Below are 20,324 nucleotides of genomic sequence, written 5' to 3'. Positions count from 1 at the left end.
CTACGCGCGGAGGTCATCCTATGGCTCGACCAGCACCCCAACCGGCGCCCGAGATCCGTGTGCTGATCGCGGAGGACCATGCCGTGGTCCGCGAGGGCATCCGGATGATCCTGGACGCGCAGCCCGACCTGGAGGTCGTGGGCGAAGCCAGGGACGGAGACGAAGCGGTCCGCTTGGCGCGGCAACTGCGTCCCGACGTCGTCGTCATGGACATCAGCATGCCGAAGAAAAACGGCGTGGAGGCCACCCAGGAGATCCGCCGCGTCCTGCCGGAGACCCAGGTGTTGATCCTGACCATGCACGAGGAAGAGTCCTACGTCTTCCAGTTGCTGCGCCTGGGCGCGGCGGGATATGTGCTGAAGCGCGCTGCGGCCACCGATCTGGTGGAGGCGGTGCGGGCGGCGGCGCGCGGCGAGGCCTTCCTCTACCCGGCCGTCGCGCGCAGCGTGGTGCAGGACTACCTGGACCGGATGCGCTCGGGAGAGGGGGCGGGCCGGTATGACGGCCTGACCGACCGCGAGCGGGAGATTCTGGTCCTGATCGCGGAAGGATTGACGAATGCGCAGATTGCCGACCGCCTCTTCATCAGCGTGAAGACGGTGCAGACGCACCGGGCGCACATCATGGAGAAGCTGGATCTGCACGACCGCAGCCTGCTCGTGCGCTACGCCGTCCGGAAAGGGCTCATCCAACCCTGACCCGCTTCCGACGGGCGTCGTCGCTCCGCCGGCCCCGGTCTGAGCGGGACCCGCGAAAGACCCTTCGGCCGGTCGCCGGCAGCAGGACTGCTCCGCCTCGGTGGGGAATGGGGGACCAAGCGTCTGCAGCGAAGCCTGCGGGCAGTTCGGTGAGGAAGGGCAGGGGTTCAGCGCATGGCAACCGGGACTGTGAAGTGGTTCAACGCCGAGAAGGGGTACGGCTTCATCACCCCTGACGACGGCGGCCGGGATCTCTTTGTCCATTACACAGGGATCGAAGGAACCGGCTATCGCACGCTCAACGAGGGACAGAAGGTCGAGTACGAGGCCACGCAGGGACAGAAGGGGCCTCAGGCCACACGCGTCCGCGTTATCGGGTAGCCTCTTGTAGCGGGTTCCAAACCTCGTGTACCGGGGAGGCGGGGGCTTTTCCGCCTGTACTGCGTCGTTGAGTTTCCACTGTTCGAACACACATTCGTAGCCTAAATGGGCCAACCATGGGCCCTAAGGCGCCTTGGCGTCACTATATGTGAAATCTCCGATCTCCACCGGAAGGGATTTATGAGGCGGAAGAGAATGTTCCGGGCGGGAGGGCAGAAAGGAGGCCCTCCATGCTGAAGGTCCTGGCAGTGGCTCTGGCGGCGCTCCTCATGGTCTGGACGCCGCCGGCCTTCGCAGGGCACGGCGGCGGCGAGCTGCTCAGGGCGGAGCGGATCGCCGGTCGGTAGGTTCAATTCCCGATGAGTGGCCGGAGGAGGGCCCGGCACGACGCTCGGGGCGCGGATCAGACAGGCGCGGAAGGCGCTCGGACTGACGCAGCGCGATCTCGGCCGACCGTCGCTGTCGGCCAGCTACGTCAGCATGATCGAGCACGACAGGGTGCGCCCGTCCCTGGCCACCCTGCAACTCCTTGCCGGGCGCCTCCGCCTGCCTCTCTCCGCCCTCCTCGATGCCCCTCCGCCCGTCTCGGTTCGTGCGGCCGTCGCCTGCCGCCGCGGCGACTCCCTGCTCCGACAACACCGGTTCACCGAGGCGCTGGAGGCCTTCACCTCGGCCGCCCCGCCCGCCGAGGAGAGCGCAGACCCGCGGCTGCGGATTCGGGTCGCGCTCGGTCGCGGCCAAGCGCTGGCCGGATTGCGCCAGTTCGACCTGGCTGCGCCGGTGCTGGAGGAGGCGCGCCTCCTGGCCGAAGAACTGGGAGACGACGAACTCGTCGCGGCGGCGGCCAACGCGCAGGGCTTCCTGGCCTTCCGCGCCCGGCAGTTCGCCCGTGCCCGCGCCCTTTACCAGGTCGGCATCGATCGCCTGCGCGCCGCCGGGGTCCAGGACGGAGAGCTGCTGGGGAAGTTGCTCAGCAACCTCGGCCGTGTCTACGTGGAGCTCGGTCTGCCCGCCCAGGCCCTCGACGCGCTGCGGCAGGCGATCCCCCTCCTCAGCCGTGCCGGGGATCCCGCGCAGCGGGCGCTGCTGTTCTTCAATCTCGGTGTCGCCTCCGAACGGCAGCAGGCCTTCGACGAGGCGGACAGGTATCTCCAGCAGGCCGAAGTCCTGCTGCGCCTCCATGAGAACCTTCGCCTGCTGGGGGTGGTGAAGCGCAGTGCCGGCATCCTGCGCCTCGGGCAGGGCAGGCTCGACGAGGCGGAGGCCGATCTGCAGGAGAGCCTGCACCTTGCGCGCCGGTGCGGCGACGACGAAGGGACGGCGCAGACCCTGGTGGAGCTGGCCCGATTGGAAGTCCGCCGGGGGCGCGCCGACGCGGCGCGGGCGATGGCGGCGGAGGCGGAGGCGATCGCCCGGCGCATCTACGACGAGGCCGAACTGGGGCGGGCCGCGGCGGCCGACGGGGCCGCACTGGCGGCCGCCGGACGGCTTGCCGAAGCGGCCCTGCGGCTGCGCGATGCGGAGGAGATCTTCGAGCGCCTGGAGATGGCCGGGGAGCTGTCTGCGGCCTGTCGCGATCTCGGCTTCGTCTATCTGGCGCTGGGCCAGCACGAAGCCGCGGCCTCATCCTTTGCCCGGGCCTTCCGGCTCATGACCCCCGCGGTGCCGGCCCCGACTCCATGACGGTCGCCGGCGCGCCCTCCGCTTCCCGGGACAGGCTCAGCCCTCGGGAGCGCGAGATCGCGCTGCTGGTGGCGCAGGGGCTCCCGACAAAAGCCATCGCGCGTCACCTGGGGATCAGCATGTGGACCGTCTCCACCCATCTCCGCCGCATCTTTGCCCGCTTCGGCGTCGGCAGCCGCGCCGCGATGATCGCCCGCCTGTTCGAACGCGGACTCCTCCAGTAACGCCTCCAGTCACTTTCGGCAGTTTCCCATGGGGGTTCCCCGCGCGGCCCGAGGCGGGGAGAATCCGGTGCCCGCCCGATGGGCGAATCGGGTCCGTGCCCGACGTCCCCGGCCGGGACGCTCCCTACAATCGCACTGCGCGGGATGCAGCCGTCCTGCGCGGGGGTGTCCCATGCTGGATGTCCGCGAGCACCGACAGGTCCTCTCCGCCCTCCGGGAAACCCGCGGCCGGGCGCTGGGCGATCACCGGCGCGAGATCGACGAACAGCGGCGCAACTGGCGCCGGGCCCGAGGGGCACGGCCGGCGGTGCACCGTGTCGTCCTGGAGCGGGAACGCCAGGAGATGCAGGAACTCAGGCGGCAGCACCGGCGCTCGCTGGCGCAGAACCGCTGGCTGGTCGCCCTGGCCGACCGCCTGCAGGAACGCCTCCGCTCCGCGCGCTAGGCCTCCCCATTCCCTGCTAGGATGGGTCTGTGAACGCCCTGACCGCGTTGCGGTCCTTTTTCGCGCGTGAGGCCGAGGTGGTCGCCGTGTACCTCTACGGCAAGTACGCCACCGACCGCACTTGGCCGGACAGCGATCTGGAAGTGGCCCTGGTCTTCCCCGAGCGGTACACCGAGGAGGAGATCGCCGCCTATATGGAGCGGCTCTCCGCGGCCAATCCGCTGGGCGAGGTCCCCGGCATCCTGATGCCCTTTGCCCTGAACACCCACATCGTCCCGGTGATCTACGAGATTCTCACCGGGGGCACGTTGCTCGTGAACAACGACCCGGCGGCCCATGAGGCCTTCACGGCGCAGGCCATGGCCCGGCTGGAACGCGAGCGCGGGGCGCTGTTGGACGAGGCGCGGGAGATGATTCAGCAGGCGCGCAGCCTGGGGGTGGTCATCCTGGGGATGCCCGGGCCGATGCTGCCGCAGCCGCCCCGGTACCTCGATCCGATCCGGATCGGCTGGCGCCTCTCCCGCATCCTGTCCAGCGCGGCTGTGCTGGAGCCGACGACGCGGGAAGCCGAGACAGCCGGCCGCGACCCCGAGCGCCTGGGTCAGATCATCGGATGGTTCAGCAACGCCGCCGGCGCGGCCACCGGGATCGCCAAGGCGATGCTGAACATCTTCGACATGCCCCGGCCAGCGCGGCGCTGGGAGGTCTTCCTCCCGCTGGCCGACGTCCATCTGCTCACCACCGAGCTGGCCCTGCAGCTGGCGGCGGCCGTGGAGTCGCGCTGGCAGTTGCTCACCGGGGCCGGACTGGCCGTCCCGGAGCGGATCGTGGCCACGGTCCGCACCTCGCTCGCCCCGATCGTGACCTTCGCCCGCCTGGCCGCGTGGTACTGTGAACTCCCCGGGGGGCGAACCGACCAGCGGTTGCACTGATCCGGAGCGCGTGGAGCGGTGCGGAGGCCCAGGGTGCCCCGACGGATTCCGGCTACTCCGGCAGCACGTCCCGCACCGCGGTGAGCAGTTCGGCGGGATTGAAGGGCTTGGTCAGGATGCGGTCCGCACCGCCCTGCCGGGCGCGGTCCAGGGTCTGCGGCGTGCCGAAGCCCGTGATGAGGACGACCCGGATTCCCGGCTGGGTACGTTTGGCTGTGTCGAGGACCTCGAGGCCGGAGATGCCGGGCATCCGGATGTCGGTGATCACGGCGTCGAAGGTTTCGTCCCGCAACCGGCCGACGGCCTCCTCTCCCCCGCCGGCCACGGTCACGTCAAAGCCCGCCCGCCCCAGGACCCGCGCACAGAGGTCCCGGATGGAGGCTTCGTCGTCCACCACCAGGATGCGTCTGGTCGCCACCGGCCCGTCCCCGGTCGCCACCCTCGGTCACGCCGCCGGCGCGGCCGGCAGGCGAATCACAAAGCAGCTGCCCTGACCCTGCACGCTGCGCACGGAGATCGTTCCGCCGTGCCGCTCCACGATGCGTTTGCTGATCGGCAACCCCAGCCCCGTGCCCCGCCCCGCGCCCTTGGTCGTGAAGAAGGCGTCGAAGATCTTCTCCAGGTGCTGCGGCTCGATGCCGGTGCCGCTGTCCTGGAAGGAAATTTCGACCCCCGGCCCGGTGCCGTTCACGCTCACCGGACGGGTCGTGACCTCCACCGTTCCGCCCTGGGGCATGGCGTCGATGGCGTTGTTCAGGATGTTGATGAACACCTGCTTCAGCTGGTTGACGTCGGCCAGGATGGTGGGCGCCGCGGGATCGAAGCGCGCCGTGATCGTCACGTTGGCCGCATCCGCCCGCTGGCGCACCAGCGACAGCACGCTCTCGATGGCCTCGTTCACCTGGGTGGGCTCCATCGCCGAGTCCGTCTGCCGGGCATAGCCCAGCAGGTCCCGGACAATGCTCCGGGCCCGCAGGGCCTCCTTCTCGATGACCTCCACGTCGGCCCGCTTGGGATCGTCCGGCGGCGTCTCACTCAGCACCAGGGAGGCGTAGCCCAGGACGCTGGTCAGCGGGTTGTTGATCTCGTGGGCGATGAAGGCGGCCAGCTCGCCGATGGTGGCCAGTTTGGCGGACTGCAGCAGCTGCAGCTGGGTCTGCTCCAGCATGCCCATCTGCATCTGCAGGTGCTCGTACAGGCGCGCGTTCTCGATGGCCACGGCGATCTCGTCAGCCAGCGTCTGGAGCATCGAGAGGTCGTCGGCGGAGAGCACCGTGCCGGGATGGAGCCAGACGCGCATCACCCCGATGGTCTGGTCCCGGTAGAAGATCGGGATGTCCGCGGCGGCGCCTTCCGCGGGGGCCGGCGCCGCGCCGTCGGTGTGCAGGGCCACCTCCACGCGGGCGAAGCCGAAGGACTCCTCGATCAACCGCGAGGTCTGCTGCAACAGGACGTCGACGTTGTGAATGGTGACGATCTTCTTGCTGACCTGCGTGATGGCCGACAGCTGGGCGGTCTTGCGCCGCTCCCGCTGGAACAGCTCGACCTTCTCCGCGGCCACCGCGACCTGGCTGGCCATGGTCGACACCAGATCGAGGTGCGCCGGCAGCGGGGGCTCCCTGGTGCCCAGGAGCATCAGGCCCACCGTCCGCTCGGCCAGGGTCATCGGGACGACCGTCACCGCGGCCGTCTCGAGCAACACCCCGTGGGGGCTGACCGCTTCCACGGTGTCCCGATGGCGCGCCGGCATCAGGACGAGGGGGGTGCGGGCCGCCAGGAGGCCGCGCAGCTCGGGCGCTTCCGCCCGCCGCACTATGGTCGGCAGCATCCCCTGGCCCGCCTTCATCACGTGGAACTCAAGCTGGTTGGTGTGGGGGTCGAGGAGGGCGATGGAGAGCACATCCAGAGTGACGGTCTTGGCCAGCTGGGCGTAAAGCGCATCGAAGACCTGGTCGAAATCCAGGCTGCTGGTCAGGGCGCGGCTCAACTCATTGAGGCTGGAAAGTTGCTGGGCGCGACCCTCCGCTTCGACCTGGGCGCGGCGGATGCGCTGGGCGTCTTCCACCTGGCTGCGCAGCATCTGGGACAGACCGATCAGCGGCACGATCAGCAGCACGGTGCGCCACGGGTTGACCAGCCACAGATCGGCGATGACGACCCCCAGCCATGTCAGGACCAGCTCGCGGGAGAAGTTGACGCGGGAGAAGATGCCGACCTGCCGGAAGGGCCGGCCCGTGGCCAGGGCCAGGACGGTGTTGGTCTGCAGGTTGTTCAGGAGGTAGAAGGCCGCACCGGCGAAGAACGCCGCGGCATACCAGTGCACCGCCAGCCATCCGCCGCTGCTGGCGGGACGCACGTTGCCCCAGACCAGCGCCGCGACCAGCACGGCCACCTCGTGCTGGGCGATGTTCCAGGCGTTCTGATACCAGGGAAGGGACCGGCGCTTGACGGCATAGGCCGCAAAGGTGATGAGGACGATGATGACGACGGTCGCCGGCGGGAACAGGATGATGGAGGGAATCAGCACCGCCGAGATCAGGGACCAGGCCTGTCCTTCCAGGCCCGGCATGAACCAGCGCACCCCGACCAGCTGCGCCACCAGCGCCGCGGCCAGGAAGATCAGGACGTGGAGGTTGAGAGGCGGCAGACCCCCCGGCAGATAGGGGATGGCCGCGGTGATGCCCGCTCCGAGGACGATCGTCCCCAGAACGAAAACCCGTGCCCGCGGGGGAAGCTGCCGCATGCGCGCGCGTCTCCGGTGCTCCGTGCGTCTTCCAACACCAGGCGGGGAGGGACGGACCGGCGCCCGCCTCCTCCCCCCTGTATACCATACGCCGCGGGGACGCCTCCTCAGGCGTCCCCGCGGCCGCACCCGGCTATTCCCAGGTCACGCCGAAGTCGCCGAAGCCCTCCCAGGTCACGCTCTCCCAGGTGACCGACTCCGCGCCGGCGCCGGCCTCCTGGCCCCAGGAGACGGACGTGGCGGCGAAGAGGGCCAGCACGAACAGGATCCCCGCGACGAGCCTACGCATGACGACTTCCCTCCCGTGAGCAGCCATACCCGTTCTCCAGGAGGAAAATTGAGCAAGTTTCGTGCCACGGCGGGAAGGTGTGCGAAAAAATGAAAGCGGGGGAAGGCGCCGCGCGCCTCCCCCCGCCGCTCTTGCCGTCGTTACTCCCAGGTCACGCCGAAGTCGCCGAAGCCCTCCCAGGTCACGCCCTCCCAGGTCACGCTTTCCCAGGTGACCGACTCCGCGCCGGCGCCGGCCTCCTGGCCCCAGGAGACGGATGTGGCGACGAACACCAGCATCGCCAGGAGCATCGCGGCCAGGATCTTCTTCATCTCTCCACTCCTTTGTCCTCGGGATAGACCCTCATCCCGGGGGGAGAGGATGATCCAGGTCTTCGCAGCAGCGTCGAGCCTAGCACAGGGGCGACGGCGAAGTCAATCAACCGCTCCGCCGGTCGCGGCGCGCCCCTGCGGCCGTTCGTACCGCTGTTCGCGCAGCGGGACGCCGGGCCCGCGGCCCCCCGCTCTGCCTATCGGCAGGTCCGCCTGCGGAGCACAGTCCCATCAGGGACCGCCGCGGCATCGCTTTTGCTCTGTGCTGGGATGCGGACGCCCGGTGGCAGGGACGGAGGATGAACGACGACCGGACACCGTTGAGGATGATCTTGGACCAGGAACTGGCCGTGCATCGTGAGCTGCTGGCCATCGCCCGCCTGCGCCACAGGTTGTTGCGGGAGGGGCGGTTTGGTGGGCTGTACGCCCTGCGGGTTGCGGAACTGGCCCGGCTCTCGACCCTCCGCCGCCTGGAGGCCGCCCGCGCCCCTCTGGAGGCGGCCGAGACCGCCGAGGTGCGTGAGATCGCCCCGCGTATCGCGGCGATCATCCGCCAGCTCGGCCGGGTGGAGCGCGCCAACCAGGCGCTGCTCGTCCGCCACATGGTTCGGGCGCGGCATCCTGACGACGGCGTCGCCGTGTGGACCCCGCTATGACGGCGTCCGGCGAGACCTCGGTCCCGGGGTTCGACGATCTCTTCGAGCGGGCCCGCCGGGCCCTGGCCGAGCGGGGGAGTGTCCCCCCGACGCCGGATCCCGCCGCACCGGAGGGGGGGGCCGCCGGGGCGGCGGAGATTGTGGCGCACCTGCGTGTGGACGAGGCGTCGCAGGTCTGGGTCCGGTTCTGCGATGCGCGGACCGGCCAGATCGTGGCGGAGGTTCCGTCTCAGCGCGTGGCCGCCGCCGCAGCCCGGCTGCAGGCGGCGATGCGCTGAAGACTGCAGGAATACCCGCCGCCCGGATCACCGGCGGCGTCGCGCTATGCTGACCTCAGGGGGGACGCACCGCGGCGCTGCAGCCGGCCGGGCGGCGGGGCTGTCTACGAGAGCAGCCGCCGGGGCATGAACACAGCGTGCCGAAGGCGGATCCCCCACCGGCCGTGCCCGAGACTCGCATCCTCGTCGTCGATGACGAGGAAAACCTGCGGCGCCTCCTCACCAAGCTCCTCACCCAGGAAGGATTTGTCGTGGACGAGGCCGCGGACGGGGAGGAGGGCCTGGCCAAGGCCCGGGCGCGCCGCTACGATCTGGTGCTGCTCGATCTCAAACTCCCCAAGCTCGACGGCCTCAGCGTGCTCCGGGCCATCATGGAGCAGGACCCGGATGCGCTGGTCATCCTGATCACGGCCTTCTCCACGATCGACACCGCGATCCAGGCCATCAAACTCGGGGCCTATGACTACGTGGCGAAGCCCTTCCGCCCCGAAGAGCTGATGATTGTCGTGAACCAGGCCCTGGAACGCGGCCGGCTGGTCCAGGAGAACCGCGCCCTGCAGGATGAGTTGTTGCGGTCCTTCAAGTTCGAAGGCATCGTCGGCACCTCGCCCAAGATGCGGCAGGTCCTGCAGCTGGCCGCGGCCGTGGCGCCCACCGACGCCACGGTCCTGATCTACGGCGAGACCGGGACGGGCAAGGAACTGCTGGCCCGCTCCATCCACCTGCAGAGCCCGCGCAGCAAAGGTCCCTTCGTCGTCGTGAACTGCGGCGCGATCCCGGAGACGCTGCTGGAGACGGAACTGTTCGGCCATGAGAAGGGGGCCTTCACCAGCGCCGTGGCCAGCCGCGTGGGAAAGTTCGAGCGCGCCCAGGACGGGACGATTTTCCTGGACGAGATCGGGGATATGAGCCCGACGATGCAGGTGAAGCTGCTGCGCGTCCTCCAGGAACGGGTGATCGAACGCGTCGGGGGGAACAGGCCCATCGATGTCAACGCCCGGGTCATCGCGGCCACGCACAAGGATCTGCGCAAGGCCATCGCCGACGGCCAGTTCCGCGAGGATCTCTACTACCGGCTGAGCGTGGTGCCGATGGAGCTGCCGCCACTGCGCGAGCGGCGCGAGGACATCCAGCCGCTGGCCATGCACTTCGTAAACAAGTACGCGGTGGCCTTCAACAAGCGCATCAAGGGGTTCTCTCCGCTGGCCATGAAGAAACTGCGCAACCACAGCTGGCCGGGCAACGTCCGGGAGCTGGAGTACACCATCCAGCGCGTCGTCATCCTGGCGCAGGGCGAGGTGATCGGGGCGGAGGAGATCTGGCTGGACGACCAGGGGGCGGGAGGGGCGGTCTTTCCCAAAGCCTACACGCTGGCGGAGGCGGAGCGCCGTCACATCGACGCCGTGCTCAAGATGACGAACTGGAATCTGGAGGAGGCGGGCCGGGTCCTGGGGATCTCCCGCGCCGCGCTGGACGAGAAGATCCGCGCCCACCGGCTGATGCAGGAGACGGGCTGACCGGCGGGCGACGGTTTTTTGATGGCGACCCGTGGCACGAAAGTTGCTCCGGGACGCCCCGGCGGGATCCGCGGCATCGATCGAGGTGGCCGGTGGCATCCAGACCGAAGGTTCTGATCGTGGACGATGAGGCGCCGATCCGGGAACTGTGCTCGCGGATCCTGGCTCCGTCCTGTGATCTGTGCACCGCGGCCGACGGCCCCACGGCGATTGCCCTGGCCCGCAAGACCCCCCCGGACCTGCTGCTCACGGACCTGAAGATGCCCGGCATGGGCGGGCTGGACGCGGCCCGTCAGATTGTGGCCGTCGCCCCGGATGTCTCCGTGGTGGTCATGACCGGATTCAGCGAGTTCGACAGCCTGCTGGAGACCGTGCGCTTCGGCGTGAACGGCTTTTTGATGAAGCCCTTTTCCGCCGACGACCTCCGCCGGACGGTGGAGGAGGGGCTGCGCAAGGGGCAGTTCTACCGGAAGAACACCCGCCTCCGGTCGCTCACACCGCTACTGGACCTGCAGGGCACCCGGCTCACCGACGCGGACCAGAGCCGCATGTACCGCGTGATCACCGAGACCGCCCGGCACGAACTCGATGGAGAGGAGGCCATCCTGGTCTCCGTCGATGAGGACGGCCGCGACGTCGTCGTGGCCGCATCCCGGAGCGCGGGAACGCCGGGAGCGTCCGCGGCGGACGGCGGGATGTCCGCCTTCTGGCGCGTGCGCGCCGACGACCTGGCCCGGATGACCGCCGGCACGGCGGACGGCGCCGCCGACGGCACGACGCTCTCCCTGCCTCTGCAGGCCGGCGGCAGCGTGCTCGGGGTCCTCAGCGTCCGTCGGTCCGCCGCGCCCTTCTCCCCGTCCGACCACGACGTGCTGCGCCTGATCGGCGCCCAGGGGGCGATCGCCATCGAGAACATCCGCCTGTTCAGGCGGCTGCGCCGCTCCTACTGGAACACCGTGTACGCCCTGGCCGCGGCCGTGGACCTCCGGGATCATCCGACCCGGGGGCATTCCGACCGCCTGGCGCACTACGCCGAACGGATCGGCCGGCGGCTGGGGGTGAGCGGGGAGGCCATTGAAGATTTGAAGATTGCCGCGCTGTTGCACGACATCGGGAAGATCGGGATCGGCGACGGCATCCTCCTCAAGCCGGGCGACCTCACCCCGGAAGAGTACGACTGGATGAAGATGCACACGCTGATGGGCGCCAGGATTCTGGCCATGGCCGATTTCTCGCGGCGGGTCGTCGAAGCGGTGCTGTTCCACCACGAGCGGTGGGATGGCACCGGGTACCCGCTGGGCCTGCAGGGCGAGCAGATTCCCCTGGAAGCCCGCATTCTCACCGCGGCGGATGCGCTGGAGAGCATGACCAGTGCCCGCCGCTACCGCGAGGCGCTGCCCCTGGCCCAGGCCGTGGCGGAGCTGACCCGCTGGCGCGGGACGCAGTTCGACCCCCGGGTGGTGGACGCGCTGCTGGCCTGCCTGGAAGCCGGAGAGCTCTCGCCCCTGCCGGGCCTGGTCGCCGCGGCCGCGGACGCCGGGTAGGGAGCGCACCATGGACCACCGTCTCCGGACGACCGCCGAGGCTCGGCCGCTGCTGCAGCAGCGCATGGTCCCCAAGCTCATGCTGGTGAACTCGCTGCTCGTCCTCCCGATCAATGAGATGCTGGCCCGCATCGAACAGGAACTGAGCGAGAACCCCGCCCTTGAGCTCGACGACCGGGCCGCGCCGGAGACGGATCCGTGGGCCGCAGAGGGGACGTCGCTGACCCGCTGGACACCCGACGACGAAGAGTACGATCCCTACCAGCGAATCGCCGCGCCGGTCTCTCTGCAGGAGCACCTGCTGATGACGCTGCAGGCCCAGGGGCTGAGCCCGCGCGACCACGCCATCGGCGAGCGGCTGATCGGCTATATCAACGACAACGGCTACCTCGAGGCGACGGTCGTCCAGGTGGCGCAGGAACTCAACGCCGCCGAGGAGGAGGTGGAGGCCGTGCTCGGCCGCATCCAGCGCTTCGAGCCGGTCGGCGTCGGGGCCCGGAACGTGGAGGAGTGCCTGCTCCTGCAGTTGCGGGTGATGGAGCCCACGCCGGTCAACCGGCTGGCGCAGCGCATCGTGGAGACACACCTGGCCGACCTGGCGGCGCGGCGGTTTGAGAAAGTGGCGCAGGCGCTGGGCGTCAAGGTCGCCGAGGTCAGGGATGCGCAGGCGTTCATCAAGGCCACGTGCTATCCCTATCCCGGCGAGCGGTACCGGCTGGAGCGGGAGGAGGGCACCGTGCGTCCCGGCGAGGTGGCGCGACCGGACTTCGTCATCCGCCGCACGGAGGAGGGGTTCGCCGTCGAGCTCGTCCGGCAGGACGCCTATCAGCTGCGCGTCAACGCCTTCTACGAGGACCTTCGCCGGCAGATGCGCCGGGCCAGCGCCGGCTACTCCGCCGAGTCGCGGGAGCACGTCCGGGACTACGTCAGCCGCGCCAAGCTCTTCATCGAAGCCGTGCAGCGCCGCAACTGGACCATGGCCAACATCGTCCAGGCCGTCGTGCGGACCCAGTGGGAGTACCTGGAGCGCGGCGATGCGTACCTCAAGCCGCTGACGAAGGCCATGGTGGCGACAGAACTGGGGATCAGCGAATCCACCGTGAGCCGGGCCCTGGACGGGAAGTTCGTGCAGCTGCCGAACGGTCGGGTGGTGAGTTTCGACATCTTCTTCGATCAGTCGCTGCCCATCAAGGACCGCATCCGCGAGATCATCGCCGCGGAGACCCGTCCCCTCACCGACGAGGAGATCGCCCGCCTCCTGCTGCGGGAAGGGATCAGGATCGCCCGGCGGACCGTCACCAAGTACCGGGAGGAGCTGGCCATTCCGCCGTCCACGGCACGCGGGGGCGGGCCGCGCGCCGTCGCCGCGTCGCGCTGAGACGCCCCGCCTTCCGGCCGGGCCGCCCCGGCACGCCGGTTGCTTCCAGGATCGGGTGAGGTCGAGACGATGGCAGCGCACAGGCCCGGCAAGCCGACGCGGGCGGACGGGCCGGTTGCGGAATCCGAGCTCGTCGCCGCAGCCGAGGAGACGGTCCTCCGGCTGGAGCTGACCGCCCTGGCGGAAGAGGACCTCCCGCTCGGCGTGGCCTACAAGCGCTTTCTCGACCTCGTGCACCGCGCCGTCGGCTTCGAGCACGGGACCCTCTACGTCACCGAGTGGGGGAGCGGCCGACTCGTCCCTGTGGCGGTGCGGGGCAACCGCATCGACCTCGCGGAGGAGGTCCGGTTCGCGCGGGGGCGCGGTCTGTCCGCCTGGGTGGCACAAGAAGGCCGGCCGGTGGTGATCCCCGATCCCAACGAGGGGGACGGTCGGTCGCCGTTCCCCGACGGTGCGCTGCGGGCCTTCCTGGCCCTTCCGCTGGTGCAGAACGGCATCGTCGCCGGAGTGCTGGCCCTGGCCCGCAGCGCCCGGCCGTTCACCGCCGCGGAGTTCGGGCGCCTGGGTCGCTCCGCCGACGCCCTGGGCGGCTGTCTCGGTCGTCTGCGGCGCACGGCCCGGCTGCAGGAGCTCGCCTATCAGGACCCCCGCACCGGCCTAAGCAACGGTCACCACTTCCGGGCACGCATCGAGGAGGAGATGCAGCGCGGGCGGCAACACCCGGCGGAATTCACGGTGGTGATCCTGGAACTGGGCGGCGCGGACTACGGCGCGCCGGGCGTTTCGGAGGAGCCGTCGCTGATCCAGCGGGTGACGCGGCGCCTCCACGAGGCGATGCGCTCGTGCGATCTTGCCGCCGCGCTGGCCCCCGGGCGCTGGGGGATCCTGCTGGCCGGGGTGGGCGGGGCCCGGGCCGCATCGGTGGTCGAGCGGATCACGGCCGACGTGCGTGGCGCCCTTCCCCGCGAGGCGCGGGGCGGCCTGCGCATCGGGGCGACGTCGAGCGCCGGCGCCTCCTCCGCCGAAGAGCTGCTGGACCGTGCGGCGGCCGCGATGCGCGAGGTCGGGTAGACGGGATCGATGGCCATGGCCGATCACCGCGAGGATGCCGGGGAACTGTGGGCGCGCCTGAAGACCCGGCGCGACGGGGAAGCCCGCGAGCGGCTGGCGCTCCTCTACCTGCCGCTGGTGCGCGCCCAGGCCGGCCAGATGGCCGGCCGGCTGCCGCCTTCGGTGCGGGCGGAAGACCTGGAAGGCTACGGGATCGTCGGCCTCCTGGAGGCCATCGATCGGTACGATCCGGATCGGGGCATTCCCTTCGAGGCCTTCGCCCGCCTGCGCATCCGGGGCGCGATGTACGACTACCTCCGCACCCTGGATCTGCTGCCCCGGGTGGCGCGCCGGACGGTGCACCGTGTGCAGGCCGAGGCGCAGCGGATGATGCGGCGGCTGGGCCGCCCGCCCACCGACGGCGAGCTGGCTCGGGCCACGGGATTCACCCCCCGGCGGCTGGGCCGCGTCCTGCAGGACGCCCGGGGGGCCTCCCTGCTCTCCCTCGAAGGCGAGTTCGCCGAGACCGACCGGCTGTCGGCGCAACTGGCGCGCGACGCCGGCGACGATGTGCTCCTGGATGTGGAGCGCGACGCCCTCGACGCCGAGCTGTGGCGAGCCATCGCGGCGCTTCCGGTGCGCCACAAAGTGGTGGTCGGACTCTACTACTGCGAAGGCCTGACCCTGGCCGAGATCGGGCGCATCCTCGGCGTCACCGAGTCCCGGGTCGGCCAGCTGCGGCGGGAGGCGCTCCACACCCTGCGGACACACCTGGCGCTGGCGCACTGGCTGGAGGAGACGGAAGAGCCGGGGCCGCGGACGGGCCCCGGACAAATCACGGTCTGAGGGACCGATCATGCCACGTCTGGCGGCGATCTTGAAAGGACTGAAGGAACAGTCGGGGGCGGCCGCCGCCCTCATCTCCTCCGCCGACGGCCTCCTCCTGGAGGCGGTGGACGACGCCGGAGTGGACCTGGAGTCTCTGGCCGCCTATGCCGCGAGCAGCGTGATGGTGTCGGAGCGGTTGGGGGAGATGACCGCTTTCGGCGGGCCCGAGGCCGTCGTGATCCTCTATCGGGGGCGTCCGCTGGTGATCACGCCCATGGGTCCCATCGTTGTCGCCCTCGTGGGCACAGCCCAGACACCGGCCGGCGCCCTGCGCATGCACCTCCGCCACGCCACCGTCGACCTGGTCTCCGCGGTGCAGGACGAACTGCAGGCGCCGCCCGCTCCCCGCAGTGCGGCGGGTCCGGCCGCGGCCGCCTCCTGAGCGCGAACCGGCCGGAGGCGGACGGGAGGTGCTTGCCAGAGGCCCGGTCCGCCCCATACCGTAGAGGTATGGGGGTGTCCATCCAGGTCCAGCCCACGCCCAACATCAACGCCCTGAAGTTCGTGCTCGACCGACAGGTGACGGCGGGCCGGGGCCAGACCTACCGCGCAGGGGAAGAGGGCACCGCGCCGCCGCTGGCCCAGCGCCTCCTGGGGATCCACGGCGTCGTGCAGGTCTTCTTCCTCAACGATTTCATCACGGTGACCCGGAATCCCGAGGTGCCGTGGGAGACCCTCGCCCCGCAGGTCGAGGCCGCCATCCGCAGCCACTACGCCTGAGGCGCATCCACGAACAACAGGAAGGGATTCTCCAGGAGGCGCTTGATCTCGCCGAGGAAGCGCGCCGCTTCGGCGCCGTCGGTGACGCGGTGGTCGGCGGAGAGCGTCAGGGCCATCGTCGTGGCCACGCCGAGTTGGCCGCCGCGCACCACGGCCCGCGGCTGGGCGGCGCCGACGGCCAGGATCGCGGCATGGGGCGGGTTGATGATGGCGACGAAGTTCTCCACGAAGTCGAACATCCCCAGGTTGCTGATGGTGAACGTTCCCCCCTCGTAGTCGTCGGGCCGCAGGTGCCCGGAGCGCGTCCGCTCGGTCAGGGCGCGGGCTTCCTCGCTGATCTGGAGGAGGGACTTCCGGTCGCAGTCGCGCAACACCGGCGCGATCAACCCGTCGGGTAGGGCCACGGCCACGGCGATGTTGATCCGTCGAAAGCGGCGGATCTTCCCGTTCACGAAGGCGCTGTTGAGATTGGGGAAGGCGCGCAGGGCCAGGGCGGCGGCGCGGATGACGAAGTCGTTCACGGTGACCCGCCGCTCCTCCTTGAGGTCCCGGTTGAGCTGCTGACGCGCCCGCAGCGCGTCGTCCATCACCACCTGCACCGTCACGTAGAAGTGAGGCGCCTGCAGTTTGCTTTCGGCCATGCGCCGCGCAATCGTGGCCCGCATGCGGCCCGGTGTCTCCTCGGTGTAGTCCGGCCCGCCTTCCTCCGCCGCGGCCGGGGCGCGCGGGCCCAGGGCCAGGTGCGCTTCCACATCCTCTTTGGTGATGCGCCCGTCGGGGCCGGTGCCCTGGAGGCGCGAGAGGTCGAGCCCGTGTTCCTCGGCCAGGCGCCGCGCCAGCGGTGAGGCCTTCACCCGCGTCCTGGGGGCGCGGGGCTCGGCCTGGAGGGGGCCGGTCGGCGGCGCCGGAGCGGGGCGTGGAGCCGGCGCTGTGGGGGGCGCGCCCGCAGGCGTCGGTTGCGCTCCGGGCGCGCCAATCACCGCGATCCGCGCTCCGACGGGCGCACTCTGCCCCTCGGGGACGACGATCTCCAGCAGCGTGCCGCTCTCCTCGGCTTCCAGGTCAACGTTCACCTTGTCGGTCTCGATCTCCGCGATGGCCTCGCCGGCGCGCACCGGATCTCCGGGGCGTTTCCGCCACCTGAGGACCCTGCCCTCGGTCATGGCGTCGCCCATCTTCGGCATGATCACGTCACCCACGGCCGCGCCTCCGCTATCCTCCGGAAGGGACCTTACGCCTTGTACAGCGTCTTCTTCACGGCCCGAACGATGTCTTCCTCATGGGGGACCGCCAGGAGCTCGAGGTTGCGGGCATAGGGCATCGGCACGTCGGCGCCGGTGACCCGTTCCACGGGCGCATCGAGCTGGTCGAAGGCCTGCTCGTAGATCGAGGCGGCGATCTCGGCCGCCGCCCCGAACAGCCGCCACTGCTCCTGGACCACGACGGCGCGGTGCGTGCGGCCGACGGACTCCGCGACGGTGTCCACGTCCAGCGGGCGCAGGGTCCGCAGGTTGATGACCTCGGCCTGGATCCCCTCGCCCTGCAGGCGATCGGCCGCCGCCAGCGCCACATGGAGCATCCGGCTGTATGCGGCCACGGTCACGTCGCGCCCGCGGCGGACGACCTCGGCCCGGCCGAAGGGCAGGGCGAACTCGCCGTCGGGCACCTCCCCCTTCATGCCGTACAGTGCGGCGTTCTCCAGGAAGATCACCGGATTGCGGCCGCGGATCGCCGTGCGCAGGAGCCCCTTGGCCTCGGCGGGCGTGGCCGGGGCGACGACGTAGAGGCCGGGGATGTGGGCGTACAGGGCCTCCAGGCTCTGCGAGTGCTGGGCGGAGAGCTGGACCCCGGCACCGTTGGGGCCCCGGATCACCAGCGGCGCCTCCACCTGGCCGCCCGAAAAGTAGCGCAGCTTGGCCGCGTTGTTGACGATCTGGTCCAGCGCCAGCAGCGAGAAGTTCCAGGTCATCACTTCCACCACCGGCCGCAGGCCCAGCATCGCCATGCCGATCGCCGCCCCGACGAACCCCAGCTCGGAGATGGGGGTGTCGATGACACGGCGCGGGCCGTAGCGCTCCAGCAGGTCTGCCGTCACCCGGAAGGTGCCCTGGTAGAGGCCGATGTCCTCGCCCAGCAACACCACGGTCGGGTCGCGATCCATCTCCTCGATGAGGGTGGTGCGCAGGGCGTCGCGGTAGGTCAGTTCCGCCATGACCACTCAGCCGTAGACATCGGTCCAGAGTTCGTCCCGGTCCGGTTCCGGGCTCTCCTCGGCGAAGCGCACCGCCTCGGCCACGGCGGCCGCGGCCTCTTCGTGGATGCGGACGACCTCTGCCTCATCGAGCACCCCGGCCTCGCGCAGCCGCCGCTCCAGGAGCGTGATGGGATCGTGAGCCCGCGCCTTGGTCACCTCCTCCTTGGTGCGGTAGGGCTGAAACAGATCCGCGGCGCCGTGGCCGGCGAACCGGTAGGTGAGCATCTCCACGGCATAGGGACGGCCGGTGCTGCGCACGCGGGCGATCACCCGCCGGGCGAGCCGGCGCACGGCCAGGAAATCCATGCCGTCGGCCCGCTCATGCTCGATGGCATAGGCGGCGAAGCGGGAGGCGAGGTCGGGGACGGCGGAGGCGCGCGCCACCGAGGTCCCCATCCCGTACTGGTTGTTCTCGACGATGTACACCACGGGGCACAATCCGTCGCGGCCCCACAGGCCGGCCATATTCACCGGCTCGTGGAAGGACCCGCTGTTCATCGCGCCGTCGCCGAGGAAGCACAGGCAGATCCGGTCGGTGCCCAGATAGCGCAGGGCGTAGGCGGCGCCGGTGGCCAGCGGGATGTGGCCGCCGACGATCCCGTAGCCGCCGTAGAATCCGCGGGGCACATCGAAGAGGTGCATCGAACCGCCCTTGCCTTTGGCCACGCCTGTGGCCTTGCCGAACAGTTCGGCCATCACCGCCCCGGGCGGGGTGCCGCGGAACAGGGCGTGGGCGTGGTCGCGGTACGCGGTGAAGAAGATGTCGTCGTCGCGCAGTTCGGCCAGCCAGCCCGCGGCCACAGCTTCCTGCCCGCTGTAGAGGTGCAGGTAGCCGCCGATCTTGCCGCGGCGAAAGGCGCGCTCAGCCTCTTCCTCGAACCGGCGGGCCAGGACCATTTCCGCGTACCAGCGCCGGGCGTCCCGCAGGTCCGCGGGCATCGCGTCCTCGGATCGGATCGGTTCAGGACCGCGCCGCTGGGCGCGGGATGCCTCGGCCATGGTCGGTGGGCTCAGCCTCGATGGACCTGTCCTCTCGATGCAGGCGCAAAACGATGCCATAATACTAGCATGACCTCGGCGGATTCCTCCAGGGCGCTGCTGGAGCGGATGCTGGCCAGGGTGCGCGAGATGCGCCTGGCCCTGCGCGACGCCGCGACGGCGGCGCCGCCGACCGGCGAGATCGATTTTGACCGGGCCCTGGCCGCGATCGACGATCTGGAGCGCCGCGTGCGCCAGGTGCTGGAGCGGGAGACCCCGGCGGCGGAGCGGGCGGCGCCCCCGTTACAGGAGGGCGCCCGGGAATGACCGGGTCGGGAGTGGCGGCCATCCGCGCGTTGCCCAAGATCGAACTGCACCTCCACCTGGAAACTTCCCTGCGCCTGCGGCGCCTCGCCGAACGGCGCGCCGCGACGGAGCCGTCGCCCGCTCCGCTCATCGCCGACCCGGCCCGGTTCGCCGGCTACGACCGGTTGCGTCGCATGCGCTACGCGCTGCGCGCCGGACGCGTGCCCGACGCCCTCTACACCGCCGACAATATCGAGACCATTACCTACGAGCTGCTCTGCGAGGCCGCCGCGCACGGATCCCGGTATGTCGAAGTGCGTGTCGGCGGCCGGCGCGCCTTCGAGTTGCTCGGCATGCGCCGGATGCTCGAGGCGATGGCGCGGGCCCGCACGCGGGCCGAGGTCGCGGTGGGCATCCGCAGCGGAATCATCGTCACGATGGTCCGCGAGCGGGGGCCGGAGGAGGCGGAACGGCGCGTGCGTGAGGCGCTGGACTGTCGCCCCTGCGGGGTGGTGGGCGTGGACCTGGCCGGCGACGAGGCCAACTATCCGCCCGGTCTCTTCTCCCGTCCGCTGGCCCTGGCCCGCGAGGGCGGGCTGGGCATCACGGTGCACGCCGGAGAGTTCGCCGGACCCAGCTCCATCTGGACGGCGATCTACCAGCTCGGCGCCCGGCGCATCGGGCACGGGATCCGCGCCGTCGAGGACCGCCGGCTGCTGGACTACCTCCGGGACCAGCGGATCACCCTGGAGATCTGCCCCACCAGCAACGTCCGACTGGGGCTGGTGCGATCTCTGGCCGCCCATCCGCTCCGTCGGCTGGTCGATGCCGGCGTCCCCGTGACGATCAACAGTGACGACCCGATGCTCCTGGGTACCGACATCTCGCAGGAACTCACCCTGGTGGCGCAGGCGCTGGCCTTGCGAGACGGAGCCCTCGCCGACTTCATGGCCGCCGCCGCCCGCGCCGCGTTCCTGCCGGAGGAGGAGCGCCGGAGGTTGGAGGGCCTTGTGGCCTCGCCTGCCCGCCGCAGTCCCGGTTGACACCCT

General features: G+C 70.4%; 24 protein-coding genes. 17 read left to right on the top strand and 7 right to left on the bottom strand.

The window, feature by feature from the left end; translation table 11 throughout:
• Positions 1-20: 20 nt before the first annotated feature.
• The 6 genes from QN141_03620 to QN141_03595 all read left to right on the top strand — a co-directional run bounded on the left by QN141_03620 (position 21) and on the right by QN141_03595 (position 4,363).
• Positions 21-698: a response regulator transcription factor gene (locus QN141_03620; GenBank protein ID MDR7557555.1), complete on the top strand. Its 678-nt coding sequence runs from the start codon at positions 21-23 to the stop codon at positions 696-698.
• 174 nt (positions 699-872) lie between these two features.
• Entirely contained in the window at positions 873-1,079 is a 207-nt protein-coding gene (locus QN141_03615) for a cold-shock protein (GenBank protein MDR7557554.1), read from the top strand.
• Between the two features lie 363 nt (positions 1,080-1,442).
• Positions 1,443-2,762 carry a tetratricopeptide repeat protein gene (locus QN141_03610; protein ID MDR7557553.1) on the top strand — a complete coding sequence of 440 codons (1,320 nt, stop codon included), beginning with the start codon at positions 1,443-1,445 and terminating at the stop codon, positions 2,760-2,762.
• Positions 2,759-2,986: a helix-turn-helix transcriptional regulator gene (locus tag QN141_03605; protein MDR7557552.1), complete on the top strand. Its 228-nt coding sequence runs from the start codon at positions 2,759-2,761 to the stop codon at positions 2,984-2,986. The genes QN141_03610 and QN141_03605 overlap by 4 nt, the downstream gene beginning before the upstream one ends.
• A 172-nt stretch (positions 2,987-3,158) precedes the next feature.
• Positions 3,159-3,431 (top strand): hypothetical protein, encoded by a 273-nt coding sequence (locus tag QN141_03600; GenBank protein ID MDR7557551.1) that lies wholly within the window; start codon positions 3,159-3,161, stop codon positions 3,429-3,431.
• 29 nt (positions 3,432-3,460) lie between these two features.
• A complete protein-coding gene (locus tag QN141_03595) occupies positions 3,461-4,363 on the top strand; it encodes a nucleotidyltransferase domain-containing protein (GenBank protein ID MDR7557550.1) in 903 nt (300 codons plus the stop codon).
• Between the two features lie 52 nt (positions 4,364-4,415).
• On the opposite strand, the gene QN141_03590 is transcribed toward QN141_03595, so the two are convergent.
• From QN141_03590 to QN141_03575, 4 genes are all read right to left on the bottom strand, one after another.
• Positions 4,416-4,781 carry a response regulator gene (locus tag QN141_03590; GenBank protein ID MDR7557549.1) on the bottom strand — a complete coding sequence of 122 codons (366 nt, stop codon included), beginning with the start codon at positions 4,779-4,781 and terminating at the stop codon, positions 4,416-4,418.
• A 27-nt stretch (positions 4,782-4,808) separates the two neighbouring features.
• On the bottom strand, positions 4,809-7,106 hold the full coding sequence (locus tag QN141_03585; protein MDR7557548.1) for an ATP-binding protein: 2,298 nt from the start codon (positions 7,104-7,106) through the stop codon (positions 4,809-4,811).
• A gap of 133 nt (positions 7,107-7,239) precedes the next feature.
• Complete coding sequence (locus tag QN141_03580) at positions 7,240-7,395, bottom strand: hypothetical protein (GenBank protein ID MDR7557547.1); 156 nt, start codon at positions 7,393-7,395, stop codon at positions 7,240-7,242.
• Positions 7,396-7,535: 140 nt separating this feature from the next.
• The gene (locus QN141_03575) at positions 7,536-7,706 is read right to left on the bottom strand and encodes a hypothetical protein (GenBank protein ID MDR7557546.1); all 171 of its coding nucleotides are present in this window, start codon (positions 7,704-7,706) and stop codon (positions 7,536-7,538) included.
• Positions 7,707-8,032: 326 nt separating this feature from the next.
• On the opposite strand from QN141_03575, the gene QN141_03570 reads away from it, so the two are divergent.
• The 9 genes from QN141_03570 to QN141_03530 all read left to right on the top strand — a co-directional run bounded on the left by QN141_03570 (position 8,033) and on the right by QN141_03530 (position 15,737).
• Positions 8,033-8,362, top strand: a complete 330-nt coding sequence (locus QN141_03570) for a hypothetical protein (GenBank protein MDR7557545.1) — start codon at positions 8,033-8,035, stop codon at positions 8,360-8,362.
• On the top strand, positions 8,359-8,640 hold the full coding sequence (locus QN141_03565; GenBank protein MDR7557544.1) for a hypothetical protein: 282 nt from the start codon (positions 8,359-8,361) through the stop codon (positions 8,638-8,640). The genes QN141_03570 and QN141_03565 overlap by 4 nt, the downstream gene beginning before the upstream one ends.
• 164 nt (positions 8,641-8,804) lie before the next feature.
• Positions 8,805-10,157: a sigma-54 dependent transcriptional regulator gene (locus QN141_03560; GenBank protein ID MDR7557543.1), complete on the top strand. Its 1,353-nt coding sequence runs from the start codon at positions 8,805-8,807 to the stop codon at positions 10,155-10,157.
• A 92-nt stretch (positions 10,158-10,249) separates the two neighbouring features.
• A complete protein-coding gene (locus QN141_03555) occupies positions 10,250-11,701 on the top strand; it encodes a response regulator (GenBank protein ID MDR7557542.1) in 1,452 nt (483 codons plus the stop codon).
• Positions 11,702-11,711: 10 nt separating this feature from the next.
• On the top strand, positions 11,712-13,079 hold the full coding sequence (rpoN, locus tag QN141_03550; GenBank protein ID MDR7557541.1) for an RNA polymerase factor sigma-54: 1,368 nt from the start codon (positions 11,712-11,714) through the stop codon (positions 13,077-13,079).
• A 69-nt stretch (positions 13,080-13,148) separates the two neighbouring features.
• Complete coding sequence (locus QN141_03545; protein MDR7557540.1) at positions 13,149-14,150, top strand: GAF domain-containing protein; 1,002 nt, start codon at positions 13,149-13,151, stop codon at positions 14,148-14,150.
• A 9-nt stretch (positions 14,151-14,159) separates the two neighbouring features.
• Positions 14,160-14,975, top strand: a complete 816-nt coding sequence (locus QN141_03540) for a FliA/WhiG family RNA polymerase sigma factor (GenBank protein MDR7557539.1) — start codon at positions 14,160-14,162, stop codon at positions 14,973-14,975.
• A gap of 10 nt (positions 14,976-14,985) precedes the next feature.
• The gene (locus QN141_03535; protein ID MDR7557538.1) at positions 14,986-15,399 is read left to right on the top strand and encodes a roadblock/LC7 domain-containing protein; all 414 of its coding nucleotides are present in this window, start codon (positions 14,986-14,988) and stop codon (positions 15,397-15,399) included.
• A gap of 74 nt (positions 15,400-15,473) precedes the next feature.
• Positions 15,474-15,737: a NifU N-terminal domain-containing protein gene (locus tag QN141_03530; GenBank protein MDR7557537.1), complete on the top strand. Its 264-nt coding sequence runs from the start codon at positions 15,474-15,476 to the stop codon at positions 15,735-15,737.
• On the opposite strand, the gene QN141_03525 is transcribed toward QN141_03530, so the two are convergent.
• From QN141_03525 to pdhA, 3 genes are read right to left on the bottom strand one after another with little or no spacing between them, the layout of a single operon-like run.
• On the bottom strand, positions 15,728-16,936 hold the full coding sequence (locus QN141_03525) for a dihydrolipoamide acetyltransferase family protein (protein MDR7557536.1): 1,209 nt from the start codon (positions 16,934-16,936) through the stop codon (positions 15,728-15,730). The genes QN141_03530 and QN141_03525 overlap by 10 nt on opposite strands.
• A 32-nt stretch (positions 16,937-16,968) precedes the next feature.
• Positions 16,969-17,949: a pyruvate dehydrogenase complex E1 component subunit beta gene (locus QN141_03520; GenBank protein MDR7557535.1), complete on the bottom strand. Its 981-nt coding sequence runs from the start codon at positions 17,947-17,949 to the stop codon at positions 16,969-16,971.
• 6 nt (positions 17,950-17,955) lie between these two features.
• The gene (gene pdhA / locus QN141_03515; protein MDR7557534.1) at positions 17,956-18,930 is read right to left on the bottom strand and encodes a pyruvate dehydrogenase (acetyl-transferring) E1 component subunit alpha; all 975 of its coding nucleotides are present in this window, start codon (positions 18,928-18,930) and stop codon (positions 17,956-17,958) included.
• 129 nt (positions 18,931-19,059) lie between these two features.
• Between pdhA and QN141_03510 the strand changes: the two genes are divergently transcribed.
• Positions 19,060-19,296, top strand: a complete 237-nt coding sequence (locus tag QN141_03510; protein ID MDR7557533.1) for a hypothetical protein — start codon at positions 19,060-19,062, stop codon at positions 19,294-19,296.
• A complete protein-coding gene (gene add, locus QN141_03505) occupies positions 19,293-20,318 on the top strand; it encodes an adenosine deaminase (protein ID MDR7557532.1) in 1,026 nt (341 codons plus the stop codon). Before QN141_03510 ends, add begins: the two co-directional genes overlap by 4 nt.
• The last annotated feature ends 6 nt before the right edge of the window (positions 20,319-20,324 follow it).

It is taken from the genome of Armatimonadota bacterium (assembly GCA_031459765.1).
Lineage (GTDB): Bacteria > Sysuimicrobiota > Sysuimicrobiia > Sysuimicrobiales > Kaftiobacteriaceae > Kaftiobacterium > Kaftiobacterium secundum.
Note: the sequence above shows the minus strand (reverse complement) of the source record. Positions and strands in the feature narration are given on the sequence as shown.